The following is a 14,357-nucleotide window of genomic DNA, read 5'->3' on the forward strand; positions in this document are numbered from 1 at the left end:
CAATCGTTTGAGACACGACCTCGAGGCGGAAAATCCGTGACCCCGACGGGGATTGAGAAATCCGGCCGGGTTCCGGGGCTTCCGCGATCGACCGACGGGCGGATTTCTCCTTGAGCCCGGAGAGTTGGCACCGCTTGCAATCACATTGTGCAGTTCGGGCGATCCTAGGCGCGCACGATCCTTGCACGCAGGTTTTCGAGGCCCCGCAGGGCGTTGCGGGTGTCGACGATGAGGCTCGCGTGGGCGGCGATGCTCGGCCAATCATAGGCCGAATGATCGGTGACGACAACCAGGACATCCCGAGATCGGATGTACTCGGGCGTCAGCTCGCGGCTCGACATCGCCGGGTTCGGGTAATGACGCATGGGGGGAAGAGTCGGGATGTGCGGGTCGTTGTAGTCCACGTCCGCACCCTTCTTGCGGAGCCGGTCCAGGAGCTCGAACCCCGGGGACTCGCGGGGGTCATCCACATCCTTCTTGTAGGCCATGCCCAGGAGCGTGATCTTGCTCCCCCTGAGGGGCTTCGCCGCGTCGTTGAGCGCGTCGGCAATCCGCCCGACGACGTAGGCGGGCATGGACGTGTTGATCTCGCCGGCGAGCTCGATGAACCGGGTCGCCATCCCGTGCTTGCGGGCCACCCAGGTGAGGTAGAAGGGGTCGATCGGGATGCAGTGGCCCCCCAGGCCGGGTCCGGGGTAGAACGCGCTGAAGCCGAACGGCTTGCTGCGGGCGGCCTCGATCACCTCCCAGACGTTGATGCCCATCCGGTCGTAAAGGACCTTCAGCTCGTTGACCAGCGCGATGTTGATCGCGCGGTAGGTGTTCTCGAGGATCTTGCAGGCCTCCGCGACCTCCGGGCTGGAGACCGGCACGACCCGGACCACGACCTTCCCGTACAGGGTCGCGGCCAGCTCCAGCGCCGGGGGGTCCAGGCCGCCCACGACCTTCGGGATGGTGGGTGCGGAGAACTGCGGGTTGCCGGGATCCTCGCGCTCCGGGCTGAAGGCCAGGAAGAAGTCGCGGCCGGCACTCAGGCCGCTCGCCTCGAGGATCGGCAGGACGACCTCGCGGGTCGTCCCCGGGTAGGTCGTGCTCTCCAGGACGACGAGCTGTCCGGGCCGGAGCCGCGCGGCGATGGCCTCGGCGGACCTGATGATGTAGGTCAGGTCCGGCTCGCGGGCCTCGGTCAGCGGGGTCGGGACGCAGATGATGACGGCGTCGGGCTCGCCCAGCCGGCCGAAGTCCGAGGTGGCCTCGAAGCCCTGCTCGCGCATCGAGCGGACGGTCTCGTCGCTGATGTGGCCGATGTAGCTCCGGCCGGCCGCGAGCTTCTCCACCTTGGACGCGTCCACGTCGAAGCCGAGGACCGCGACCTTCTTCTCCGTGAACGCCCGCGCCAGGGGGAGCCCCACGTAGCCCAGGCCGATGATCCCGACCCGGACCGACCCGGCGCGGATCCTCTCCATCAGCTCGGCCGCATGGTCATGGGCCTTCGGGGTCTCGACCTGATCTTGCCGGCTCGCCATGACTCTCCGATTCCCGGCAAAAAGGGCGACGTCATCCATCGCCGCGCCGGGACCTCTGAATCTATCGATTCGCGGCCGGGTTGGGGAGTGAGGAGTGGCCCGGCCACTCGAGGTCTCGGATCCAGGGCCGCGGCTTGGCTTCGGTCGTCACCCGGACTGCTTCGAAAGCCTCGCCGCAAGTCCTTGCGTCGCAAGGGCCTGGTCTCGGTTTTCGATTGGCTTCGCTCCCCCCCCGCCGGGACATGAAACTTCGTCCGGGCTTGCACTCGGAGTCTTAAATGGATCGTGGCAAAGCGACGCGATCGCATCGTACGCCAGTCGGGATCGTTTGCCCGGCCCCGGCCTTCTCGCTCGCGCGTGGAACGAACCCGCCCGGCTCCGTCCCTTCGCGACAGCCTCGACTCGACGCGTCCCCATCGATCGTCCCGGCCGCATGTCATCGCGGCGGATCTCCCCGGCCTCTGCGTCCCGGTGGCCCTTGGCGCGCACGCTCCTTGCGAATGAAGTCCCTACAAGGAGAGTGCGCCATGTTTCGGACTTTTCGTTCGCCTCCCTGATGATTTTTCGGGCCGGATGCCGATGGCAGGCCGCAGGATCGTCAGAATCGGACCAGTTCGCCAGGGAGCCAAGTCTTCTGCACCCATGACCAGGACGGAGGCTGGCCCGGAGTCGGGGGCTATTCCCATGACCGCGTCTTGAAGCCCAGGCTCGCCGCGTTCTCGCTCACCGCGCGACGCACCTGATCGGACGCGCCCTCCGGGAACTCGGCGCTGATTTCCAGGGTGATGCTCAAGGTGGCGTTCGAATCGCCGGCAAGCAGGCTGATGATCTCGTCGGCGACCTCCACGAGCTTCACCTTGGCGCCCGCGGGCTTGATCTCGATCGAACCGTGGAAGGCCCGCGGCTTCTTCAACGGAGGCGGGGGGGGGGGCGGCGGAGGCGTGATGATGGGGCCCGGGCCGCTTCCGGGGATGGGTCCGGGACCCTCGCCTCCCTTGCCGCCGACCGGACCCTCCGGCGGCTTGAGCTTCGCCTCATACCGCCGGGCGGCCTCGGGCTCGATGAGGAGGAGGGTGTCGTCGAGCTGGACGTTGCCGTCGCCGAACTGGAATCCCAGGTAGGTCTCGCCGTCCTGGCCGAGGGCCGTGCCGAAGAAGTCGCGGGACGAGGCACCGGTGCGGATGGCCTGGGCGAGGGTCTGCCGGTGCTTGAGCCTTGGCAGGTAGAGATACCGCAGCGAGTCCTCCCAGAAGGCCATGGCGCCGGCGGCGGTCTTGCCCCCCTTCCAGTAGAGCTCCTTCAGCTTCGAGCAGAGGTGGATCGGCGACCAGACGTCGATGACCAGCTCGTTCTCGCGGCAGGTCCGCTCGATCTCCTCGGCCGCGTGGCCGCTCGTCGTGTTGAGCGGGAACGACTCGACCCGGGGCGAGGTCTCGGTCGCGTCGTCCAGGACCGGGCAGAGGAGCCACCGGAAGCACTCGCGGGCCGCCCGGGGGAGCACGGCCGCCGCCGCCGCGGCCTCCTTCTCCGCCTGCTTGCGCTGGATCATGTCGATGTTGAGCCGGCCCTCGTTCACGTCATTGACGATGCTCGACCAGGCCAGGGCCACCCGGGTGGCGTCCCGGAGCCGGTTCAGCACGACGCCGTCCGCGGCCAGGAAGAGGAGCCGGTTGGCCCGGTGCCGGGGCTGGGAACCGTGCATCCGCAGGTGCTCGAGCAGGCCGCCGACGGCCTGGGAGGGATCTTCCTTGAGGAACGGCTGCTCGGGGGGGAGCACGACGAGCCGAAGCGCGCCGTCGTCGGGCACGTCCGAATGGGGCGTGAAGACGTGGACGCCCTCGAAGGGGGAGGCATTGGCGAGGAGCTTGCGGGTGGTCTCCTCGATCTTCTTGCGGACGTCGGTCTTGAGGTCGAACCGCTGCTTTCGGTCCTCCATCTCGCGGCGGAGGTTGGCGCGGACGTCGAACCAGAACCGGGTCGCGGCGGCGGCCTTGTCGCCGGAGCTGTTCAGGTAGTGGAGCCGGTCGGCCAGCCGGCCCAGGGCGTCGGCGTAGACCGCCGTGGTCTGGCCCGGCTGGAGGCAGCCCAGCAGGACCCGGCCCCGGTCCAGGCCGCGGATCCCGGGCCTGGCCGCCACGCTCGCCGGCGCGGAGCCGAGGAAGAGCGTCCGGGCGACCCGCCGGGCCGCGTTCACCTGGCCGAACCGCGGCTCCTTGCCCTCGAGCTCGGTGGTCTCCGCGCGGTCGCCGTCGATGTCCTTCTCGATGACCGCGTCCCAGGCCGGGGAGAGGAGATAGGTCATCTCGTTGCGGACGTCGCCGTCGGCCAGCGGCAGGCTGCCGGGGAGGATCAGGAGGTCCTTGTTGTCGGCCTTCCAGAGGCGGGCGATCACCTTGGCCATCAGCTTCAGGACGCCGCGGGTGCGCTGGAAGCCGTCGATCGTGGACCAGTCCTCGTAGAGCCGGTCGAAGACCTCGGGGTGGATCGGGTACGCCTGCGTCAGCCGGTCCAGGTAGCGGCCCTCCTGGGTCTCGCTCGGGAGCTTCGCCCCCTCGGCGACGTAGGCGTCGGCGAAGCCGCGGCAGACCTCGTCCCGGGCCTTCAGGTCCTTGATCGGCTCGAACAGGCGGCGGCGGACGATCTCGAACGCCTCCTCGCTGCCGACCGGCTTCCAGAGGGCCTGGACCCGGCCGAAGGTCTTCTCGAGCGCCCGCAGCGCCGCCACGCCGCGGGTCGAGCCGGCCTCGATGTCGGACTCGGGCAGGCTCGCCAGCAGGACGGCCGTGGGGACCAGCTTGGCCGCCTCGGTCAGGGCCTGGAGGAACGAGAGGTTGCTGTCGTACGTGCCGCCGGAGAGGGGGACGCGGTCCGGGAACTGGCGGATGTAGGCGACCAGCTCATCCATCAGGATGACGCAGGGGGCGAACGTCTCCAGCAGCGTCCGGAGGACATCCTTGCCGGGCGAGGTGCCGTTGTCGTCGGCCTCCTTCACGAGAGACAGCCCGTCGCCGCCGCCGAGCTGCCAGGCGAGCTCGCCCCAGAGCGTCTTCACGGTGGTCTTGCCGTGCTTCCACGGCTGGCCCGGGGCGTGGGCGGTGCCGTCGAGGACAGCGACCCGGGTGGGAGGCAGGTCCATGAGCCCGGCCCGCTCGATCAGGGTGGGGATGCCCTGAAGCTCCGAGATCGGGCACTTCCGCGCGGCCAGGTGGAGCGCGGCGAGCATCGTGTGCGTCTTGCCGCCGCCGAAGGCGGTCTGGAGCTGGATGACCGGCTCGCCCCCGCGCCCGCTCAGCCGCTGGGCGACCTGGGTCAGCAGCAGCCGCATCCCCTCGGTGATGTAGGTCCGCTCGAAGAACGCCCGCGCGTCCTGGTACTCGCCGGCCGCCTTGCCCGAATGCACCGCCGTGATATCGGCGGCGAACTCCGCCTGGAGGAAGGTCCCCTTGAGCACGTCGCCGTGGGGGACCGCGACCTCACGCCAGGGCTTCAGATGCATGGCCTGTGTCCTCACGCCCGGCGCACGGTCCAGCCGAAACTCCGACCGTCGTTCAGGCTGGCGATGCGGGGGTGGTTGTCGATGGCTCGGAGTCGTTCCTTGAGTTTCAGGACGAGCTTGCTGACGTCTTCCGTCGGATGCAACCTCGTGGGGTTGCGGGGTTGCTCCAGGTGCAGCACCACCTTCACGTCCCGGCATTGCAGCGCGAGGGACGCGAACCCAGCCTCGTCTTCCTTCGTCGCCCGCCATCTGGCGGCTGCCAGGCCGGCGAGCGTGTCGCGCACCTTGATCACGATCTCCTCGACGAGCTCCAGGTTCTTCTGCCGGGGCGCGACCTCGTAATCCTTGATCTCGATCAGCCAGAGGCAATCCCGGGATGAGGATGGAAAGGCGACCAGATCGACCCCCTTGCAACCGCCGCCGACGCTCTGGAAAGACCGGATGTAGTAGGTCCACGCGTCATACTTCATGGCATTCCAGCCGTCCGGGAAATCGAAGGTCAGCCTCCCCTCGGTGATCGATATCACTGGGCGGCCTCCGCTTCCAGGTAGCGATCCGACTGGTTCAGCTCCTCATCAAGGGCCGCGATGTCACCGACATCTTCGATGGCTTCGCCTTGTCGGACGGTCACACCTGCCTCTCCGGGATGGAGCCCGAAGAAGCGGCGGGACACGGTGGCGAACTCGGAACCGCGGAGCAGGATATCGAGCTCGCGCATCAGGAACAGGCTGTGGGTTGCGATAACGACCTGGATGCCGGAGAGGCTCAGTTGGAGGATGGTCCGGGCGATCCGCTTGAGGATTTTCGGGTTCAGGTTTGCTTCCGGCTCGTCCCAGAAGAGGGAGCCGGACTCGACCAGGGAACCGTTCGCGATCAGGCGGGCGAGCATCGCCAGCTTGCGCATCCCTTCGGCGACCAGGTGAGCTTCCAGGTCGCCGGACCTGCCCCTCACGTAGAAGCGGTCGTGGTCGAGGATGACCGGTCCGCCCATGGCCTCTTCGAGCGGACGAAGCAGCTCCTGGATTCTTACCACCTTCGCACCGCGAGCGAGTGGGGCGCCGAGGAGGATGCACGTATCTCTCCAGGTCTCCTCGAAAGGAAGTTCGGTCGTCTCGTAGAGAGAGACGAATCCGGGGTATATGGTCATGAGCTCGCGGGTCGGGAAGAAGACCGGCGGCTTCCTCTCCCACATGAACGGGTGAAACTGGACGGCGACCTCATCCTGAGACCTGTACTGGAGCTTGAACTTGAGGACAGGACGATTGGGCCGGAACAGGGCCTCGACTTCGCAGGGTTCCGAATCGTGGCTCCGTCGCACCAGTCGCCCGAGCTCGTCGGGGCGAAAGACGGCCCGGAGCTTTCGGGCGATCTCGGACTCGAGGTATCGCTGCGTCGGATGAGCCGGAACGTCTTGTTTCCTCGTCGGCGCGACCACGGATTGAAGGGCGTAAGCGGCCTTCAGCAGATGAGACTTGCCCGTCCCATTCTCCCCCACGACGACGTTCAGGCCGGGGGCGAACGAGAAGTCGGCGTCGGCGAAGACGGTGAAGTTCTTGAGGTGGAGTCGGGTCAGCATCAATCGGCTCCCGGGTCGTCGAAGAGTCGGCCCTGCTGGTCTCTGGGGGTGGTCCGGCTCATGGCGACCTCGATGCCGGACCAGCCGGTGACGACCTCATTGTACGCCCGGGCATCCTCGGCGCGACCGGCGCGTTCGGAGAGGGTGTAGAGGCGATAGGCGAGCTGGCGGGCGGCCTCGGCCCGGGCCCCGATGCCGGCGAGCACGGCCGCCCCGCCGGCGTCGCCGTCGGCGTTGTAGGCCCGGATGAGCTGATGAAGGGCCTCCCAGACGGGGAGCCGCTTGTCCGTGGCCGGGTCCCAGTCGGCCGGGTACTCCCGCCACTTGCGGAGGCGGACGTTGCCGCCGCCGGCCTCGATCACGCCCGACTGCTGGACGCCGCCGACGCTCGTCCCCTTGGCTCGCGCCAGGGTGTCCGCCTCGCCGAACTTGCCGGTCTCCCAGCCGTGCTGCTCGAACCAGTGGAGGCAGAACTGGGTGTCGGCGTCGAAGTCGTCCTCGGCCAGGAACCGGTTGATGAGCTGAAGCGCCGTCTTCACGCTCATCGGCGTCCCGTCGGCCTCCAGCACCGCCTCATACCGGCTGAAGATCGCCATCCCCGGCCCGATGATCGCCTGCGAGAGGTCCACCGGAGCGACGGGGGAGGGCTTGCCCTCGCTCTGCCGCGTCATGTCGTCCAGGGCCTTGGGAAGGGCCTCGTTGAGCATCCGGACGAACTGGCGGCGGGAGATCGTGCCGGCGTCCCTCGAGCGCGGGCGGCAGACGAGGATGATGGAGGAGGCGAGGGCGTTGGAATCCAGATCCCGTGAGCGGCCTGCCCTCTCCGTTCGCATTGGCCATGTACCGGTGACGGCCAAACCGGACCTTAGGACGGCGTCCAAAAACGTTTCCCACCCAGTGCTATTAGTCCCGGTCAGCTCTGTTTCTGACTGCTTGAATGCGTAGTAAATGGAAATGGGCGCGGAGCGATGAGACCGAAGTGCCAGGTTGTGCATCACTTGTGTCATGCCGTCGAGGAAAAACCGCTCGGCAGTCTCCTTGCTCCCATGGCGGAATGTATTTGCAACAAGTTCCTGAGACTTAGGCACTGATATCGTAGCTAATATATGCGAATAAATTGGGCGTATTGATCTGCGCAGCCATACGTAGAAGAAATCAGAAAGATCAGCATATCCAATATTGTCGTAATAGGGAGGATCGGTTGAAATAAAACAATGATTAGGTATGGACTCGAGAGAAGCGGCGTCTGCCTGGGATGCTGTGCTAGTCTGATTACCACTGGTAGGACAGCCTTCAAGGGACCCGGCCACAATCTTTACAGATCCCTCGAAGGAGCCTCCGATGTCAGAGAAGAAATTCACTTCCGCAAAATCCCAGAGCATCGGAATTGCTTGTCGGGAGAATAGTCCTTTCGGGCGGTCTTCCTTGCTATACCAAGGGACGATCATACAACCGTACTCAGTCATCTTATCGGCGGAGAATGCCAAGTAGAGGCTTACAGCCTCGGCATAGGCTCTGGCTCCAGCGCCACCCGCGTCAAGGCCGTGATCGTCATTGGGGAGCCCGCCCGCAATAGCGTCGCGACATATCCGTTTCCGAGCCTCGCCGACCAGATCGCTGAAGGTCGTCAATGCCACCAACTGACGAGGAGTGAAGAGATCACCAAACGTCAGCATGCCGTACAGTTGTACGCGAAAACCGAGGGCCTGATCGGGAATCTTGAGATCCGGCTTCCACGCCGCCTCTGCTTCGGCTGCGAGCGTTTCCTGTGCGGTGGTCGGCGCAAGGTACACCCGCCCACGATCCCCTTCCGCGACGATCGCCATCAACTTCTGACCCATCCGTCCGGCCATCGCTTCGCCTCGAAGATAGTCGAAGGTCATTGGTGCATCGGACATTAGACAACGGAAGCCTTTCTGCTTGCCGAATGATGTCCCCCCCTTCGCCACCGCCGGCGGCTTCCCCACTTTCACCTTGAACTCATAGCCATTCTTGCCAATCACGGGCTCAACGTACGCTTCCTTGCCCTCCTTGCTGCTCAGGATGAAGGTGCTGGCCAGTGGCACCTCCACGTGCGAAAACGCCGGGTTCGGGCTCTTGACCGTCCGCGCCCAAAGCCAGGCAATCACGGTCAGCATCTGGCCCTGGTAGGGCACGAGGTCGGGCCGTTCTTTGACCATCACCTTCGTGATCTCTACCTTCGGGTAGAAATGGCCGATGCGCTTGAACGCCTCGTCGCGCATCCAGGCGCCATACCGGCGGACATCCTCGGCTAGGCCCGCGACGCCTTGCCAAGCCATCAGAGCGTTGCTCGCGCCGGGATGGACAGGAGGGAGGTTGGCGAACTTCGGCGGGATCTCGATCATTGCCTTGTTGATCAGCACCGCGACCGGGTTCAGGTCGCTGGCAGAGGCCTCCAGCCCAAGGCGCTGGGCCTCCAGTGGGATCGAGCCGCCTCCCGCGAATGGGTCGTGTAGGACGGGCATCTTTGCCGGATTGAATAGCTCCTTCGCCCGCGGGTGGTCCTTGTTCAGTTCGCAGGTCTCACACCACGCCTTGCGAATCTCCTCTCGAGCGAGCTCCAGAACGGATTCCTTCGTCGTGTTCTCCCACTTCACCAGTTCTTCGATGATCCCGAAAAGACGCTTTCGGCTCGAGGCCCAACTCGCCTTCAGGTGGCCCGGAGGGGCTTCGCCCGAGTGCTCCACCTCCCATCGCCATGACGGGTCGTTGACGAGCTGCGCGAAGATCACGGCTCGTGCCGCCGCCAGTGGTCGCTGAGCCCACCATTTATGCAGGGCCGATGGATTTCCTCGGTAGATAAACCCCTCTCGCTTGCATGCGTCATTGATCGCATCCAGCGGCAGGGCCACCTCGATGAGCTTCTTGGGCGCGATCACGGGATGGTCCATCGGCGTCATGCCTCGGCTCTCTGGAGCAGCTCGCTCAGCTTGTAGTTGATCGACGACACGCCCCAGCCCGGCTCGCGGTCGAAGGGGTTTCGGATGTAGTACGGTCCCTCGACGCGGTCCTCGTCGCCGACCAGGACGATCGCCAGGACGAACTTGTCCCCCTGGTTGAAGGCGTAGAGCATCTCGTTCCGGGTGATGGTGACCGTGGCGGCCCCCTTGACCCGGCCCTTCACCTCGATGTGCCGCGGCTCGGGCGACCTGGCGTCGATCGCGGGCGGGTGTGACGTGAGATCCCAGCCGCATTTCGCCGCCGAGACGTCCACCACCCGGCAGCCCCGCGCCTCCTCGGCCTTCCGCACGGCCTCCATCGCCAGCCGCTCGATCCGGGCGCGGGCGATGGCGTCGGCCAGGTACGCGGAGCCCTTCGCGCTCTCGTCGCCGCGAAGCGCCCGCATCAGGCCATCGGGGACGACGAGCGCTCCGCCCAGGACGACGGGCGTGCCGCTGATGATGTGCCGCATGGCCAGGAGCTCGCGGCGCCGGTTCTCGAGCCGTCCCTCCAGGTCGTTGACCGTCCGGCGGGCGTTCTCGAGGTTGAGCCGCACGTCCTTGCCGGCGGCGACGTCATCCTTGAGCCGGAGCCAGCGGTCCGACCAGAAGGCGATCTCCTTGCTCAGCCGGTCGTGGACCGCGGCGAGCGTCCGGTCGACGTGGTCGAGCCGCCGCCCCGAGACCTCGCGGACGTGCTCGGGCACGAGCGTCTCCGCCGCCCGGGCGACCGCCCGCTGTTCCTGCCCGGCGTCGATCCAGTCGTCGGCGAGGACGCCCTTCAGGAGCGGGCGCTCGGCCTCGTTGAGCGGCTCGAAATCCAGGTGGGGCGCCCAGCCGGCGAACGAGGTGGAGCCGTCGGGGTTCACCCGGATGAACTGGAGCCGTTTCGAGAGGACCAGGCCGTCCCCCGACCGGATCTCGTGCGTGAGCAGGAACATCAGCCAGGGGTCGAGCCCGTCGTCGGCCGGGTCCACGAGCACGCAGCCCCGCCGCAGGAGGTTGGCGTGCTCCTCCAGCAGCAGGTCGCTGACGGCGAGCATCAGCGGGTGCCCCGGGTGCATCAGCACGGCCCGCGCCTGGCCCGGCTTCTCGACCGGCTGCACGGCCTCCTTCTCGAAGCAGACGCGGTCGTACCGCTTCAGGACCGGCTCGATCTCGCGGCGGTTCCGGCCGGTGATCCGGCGGTCGCGGTCGCGGACCGAGACCGGCACGTGGGTGATCTCGTACCGACCCGGCTCGCGGGGGTAGATCGAGCCGCCGAGCTGCTCGAAGGCCTTGAGGAAGAAGGACCGGACGAAATACGGCTGGAGCCGACGCGCCTCGGCCTTCTCCATCTCCTCCTTGACGGCGAAGAGCCGGTCGGGACTCATGCTCTCCTGGGCGAGCGCATTGCGGTCCAGCAGCGACTTCAGGTGGTCGCGATCCAGGGCCTGGTCGATCCGGCGGCTGAGCCGGGCCCGGACCTCCGGCTGGTCGCCGTAGCGGATCGCCTGGATGAGCAGGTCCTTCAGGCTGGTGCCCTCGAAGACCTCGCCCAGGATGTCGAAGACGCGGCCCTGGAGGGCGTCGCTCTCGGCGGAGAGCTTCTCCAGGAGCCGGTGATAGACGTCCCCCTCGCGGGTCTCGCGGGCGACCAGGTTCCAGAGGTGGCAGACCTCCACCTGGCCGATCCGGTGGATCCGGCCGAATCGCTGCTCGAGCCGGTTGGGGTTCCACGGCAGGTCGTAATTGACCATCAGGTTGGCGTTCTGGAGGTTCACGCCCTCGCCCGCGGCGTCGGTGGCGACCAGGATCCGGACGTCGGGATCGGACCGGAAGAGGGCCTGCAACCGCCGCCGCTCGTCGCGATGGGTGCCGCCGTGGATCGCGATGACGGCCTCCGGGTTGCCGAGGACCCCGGCGATCTTCTTCTGGAGGTAGTTCAGGGTGTCGCGATGCTCGGAGAAGAGGATGAGCTTGCGCTGGCGGCCGGACGCGTCGCGCATCTCGGGCCGGTTCTGGAGGAGCTTCGAGAGCTCGTCCCACTTGCGGTCCCGGCCGGATCCCACCACCTCCAGGGCCTGGCGTTCCAGCTCGCCCAGGATCAGGATCTCGGCCTCGAGCTCCTTGATGGTCTGGGCGGCGGTCGCGTCGTCGATGAGGGTTTCCTCCAGCTCCTCCTGCTCCTGGGCGTCGAGGTCGTCGTCGTCATCGGGCACGAAGGCCATTGCGTCGGCGAGCGGCACGCGGTTGCGCGCACCGAGCTTCTCGTCCCGGAGCCGCTTCTCGAGCCGGTGCTTGCGGCGGCTGAGCGACTGGTAGATGGCCTCCGGGCTCGACGCCAGCCGGCGCTGGAGGGCCGTGAGGGCGAAGCCGACGGAGCCCTTGCGCGAGCCGTGGAGCAGGTCGGCCTTGCCCATCTCGGTCTTCACGTACTCGGTCACGGCCTCGTAGAGGGCGGCCTCGATGTCCGAGAGCGTGTAATTGACCGTGTAGGCCTTACGCTCCGGGAACAGGGCCGTGCCGTCGAACTTGACGAGCTCTTCCTTGACCATCCGCCGCATCAGGTCGGCGGCATCCACCTTGTGGACGCCGTCGCGGAACTTGCCGTGGAAGCGGTCGGAGTCCAGCAGCGAGAGGAAGAGCTGGAAATCCTCCTCCTTGCCGTTGTGGGGCGTGGCGGTCATCAGCAGCAGGTGCCGCGCGTGCGCCCCGAGCCGCTCGGCGAAGCGGAAGCGGCCTGTTTTCTCGAGCTTGACGCCGAAGTAGTGGGCCGCGAGCTTGTGGGCCTCGTCGAAGACGGCGAGATCCCAGCCGGCGTTGCAGAGTTGCTCCTGGAGCTCCTCGTTCCGGGCCAGTTGGTCGAGCCGGACGATGAGCTGATGGTGGTCGTCGAACGGGTTGCCGCTGGGCGTGGTGGCGGCCAGGAGCGAGGAATAGACCTGGAACTCGAGCCCGAACTTCGCGTGGAGCTCATCCCGCCACTGCTCGACCAGGCTCCCCGGGGCGACGATCAGGATCCGCCGGGCGTCGGCCCGCATGATGAGCTCGCGGATGTAGAGCCCGGCCATGATGGTCTTGCCCGCGCCCGGGTCGTCGGCGAGGACGAACCGGAGCGGCTGGCGCGGGAGCATCGACTCATAGACGGCCGTGATCTGGTGGGGCAGCGGCTCCACGTTCGACGTGTGGACCGCCATCATCGGGTCGAAGAGGAAGGCGAGGTCGATCCGCTTCGCCTCGCACGTCAACTGGAAGGCGGCGGCGTCGCCGTCGAACGACCAGGGCCGCTCGACGGTCGCGACACTCAGTCCCTCCTCGTCGAGCCGCCCGAGCAGCCGTTCCTTCATGACCCCGTCCGGCGTGCGATAGAAGACCTGGACGGCCCCCTCGCCGATGGGGACCATGGCCACCAGCGTGGCCACGACCGCGGGCTCCAGGCCGAGGAGCGACAGCCCGGGTTTCAGTTCTTCGAGCTTCACCATGATGGACCGGAGCGTTAGGCCAGGACGACGGAGTCCATGAGGACTGCATGGATTGGTTTTATCATGCGGGGTGATCGCGAAGAAGTCGGTTCCACCCACGATCTGGAATTCGATGGCGGAAGCAACCACGGATGGGACGGACGCGGACGGAGGAAGATAAGAAAGACGTGATGGGGTGGGGGAGTTGCTACCACGGATGGCACGGATGGCACGGATGGAGGACAGGAGAGAGGGGGGATGAAAACGAAAGGGGGCGGGAGCCGAGACGGGGGCGGGAGACAGGATTCTCCGCTCAATCGAGATCGAGCCGGACCAGGTCGCGGACGATGATGAGGCGGGCGCCGAGGTCCGCGTTGAAGCGGACCTGGCCGCGGACGCCGGCACGGCTGGCGTAGTAGGGGCCGGGGTTGATGCCGGGGGGGATGTCGAGGAACGCGACGGCCTTTCCCTGGCGGCCGATCAGGACGAAGAGCTTGCGGCCGTCCACGATCCGGGAGGACGGCTGGATGAAGCCGATGGCGTCGAAGCTGCGGGCCCGGGCCTGGTCGAGCCGGCTGAGGTCGCGGCGGACCTTCGCCACGTCGGCGTCGCGCCGCCGGCTCTTCGCCAGGATGGCCTCGATCTCCCGGGCCGCGCGGGCGGCCTGCTCATCGCGGGAGACGCGGGCGAGGCGATCGCGGAGGGCGTCCTCCAGGCCGGGCTGGCCGTTCGCCTTCTTGAGCAACTCCTGGTAGCCCGCGCGCACCGTCTCGAACCGCCAGCCTTCCACGGAGCCGCCCTTCACGATCGACGTGTGCATGGCGTCGACCCGCTCGAGCTCGGCCCGGATCTCCGCCGGCCACGCGGGGGAAGGCTTGCTCGGGCGAGACGCGCCGCCACCCTCGTCAACGGCCACGAAGCAGGCCGCGAGCAGGCTGGCGACAACGATTCCGGACAGATGGGTCATCATTCTGCGTGGGGCAAAGTGAGGGAGTCGGGGCGATCACCTCCGACAGCCGATTCCACCTTGGCGACGAGCGAGCCTTCTGGTCCCCTCCCCCCACCGTGGGGGAGGGTTAGGGTGGGATGTTGGAAAGTGGGCCTTGCCGGCCCGGAGGTGGGGTCGGGACTCGGCCGTTTCTGTTGCGCCTTCCGAGGCCCGTGATGCGGCTGGGAACACGGCCCGGGCGCGGTCGGCAGCTCGCGCCGGGCTCGGCAGGAGCCTCGCCCTCCCGGGCCGGGGACGCCTCCCTTCGGGAGGGCGAGGCTCCTGCCGAGCCCCGGGCAGGCTCCGGATGTTCAAGGAGGCCTCGATCCCGCGCAACAGATCCGGGATAGGCCTCGCCCGTCGTACAG

General features: G+C 67.0%; 7 protein-coding genes. All 7 read right to left on the reverse strand.

Features of this window, described 5'->3' with window-relative positions; genetic code table 11:
* Nucleotides 1-164: 164 nt before the first annotated feature.
* On the reverse strand, nt 165-1,526 hold the full coding sequence (locus G6O54_RS16915) for a nucleotide sugar dehydrogenase (RefSeq protein ID WP_205678862.1): 1,362 nt from the start codon (nt 1,524-1,526) through the stop codon (nt 165-167).
* Nucleotides 1,527-2,202: 676 nt separating this feature from the next.
* Nucleotides 2,203-5,022, reverse strand: coding sequence for an ATP-binding protein (locus G6O54_RS16920; RefSeq protein WP_250846938.1), 2,820 nt, complete (start codon nt 5,020-5,022; stop codon nt 2,203-2,205).
* 11 nt (nt 5,023-5,033) lie between these two features.
* Nucleotides 5,034-5,549, reverse strand: coding sequence for a cysteine--tRNA ligase (locus G6O54_RS16925; RefSeq protein WP_165226835.1), 516 nt, complete (start codon nt 5,547-5,549; stop codon nt 5,034-5,036).
* Nucleotides 5,546-6,598, reverse strand: coding sequence for an AAA family ATPase (locus G6O54_RS16930; protein WP_165226836.1), 1,053 nt, complete (start codon nt 6,596-6,598; stop codon nt 5,546-5,548). The genes G6O54_RS16925 and G6O54_RS16930 overlap by 4 nt, the downstream gene beginning before the upstream one ends.
* A complete protein-coding gene (locus G6O54_RS16935; RefSeq protein ID WP_205678865.1) occupies nt 6,598-9,510 on the reverse strand; it encodes a DUF1156 domain-containing protein in 2,913 nt (970 codons plus the stop codon). Before G6O54_RS16935 ends, G6O54_RS16930 begins: the two co-directional genes overlap by 1 nt.
* A gap of 5 nt (nt 9,511-9,515) precedes the next feature.
* On the reverse strand, nt 9,516-13,022 hold the full coding sequence (locus tag G6O54_RS16940; protein WP_250846939.1) for a helicase-related protein: 3,507 nt from the start codon (nt 13,020-13,022) through the stop codon (nt 9,516-9,518).
* A gap of 292 nt (nt 13,023-13,314) precedes the next feature.
* Nucleotides 13,315-13,968 carry a hypothetical protein gene (locus tag G6O54_RS16945; RefSeq protein ID WP_165226838.1) on the reverse strand — a complete coding sequence of 218 codons (654 nt, stop codon included), beginning with the start codon at nt 13,966-13,968 and terminating at the stop codon, nt 13,315-13,317.
* Between the last annotated feature and the right edge of the window lie 389 nt (nt 13,969-14,357).

Origin of the sequence: Aquisphaera insulae, from assembly GCF_011064615.1 — a bacterium.
Taxonomy (GTDB): Bacteria; Planctomycetota; Planctomycetia; order Isosphaerales; family Isosphaeraceae; genus Aquisphaera; species Aquisphaera insulae.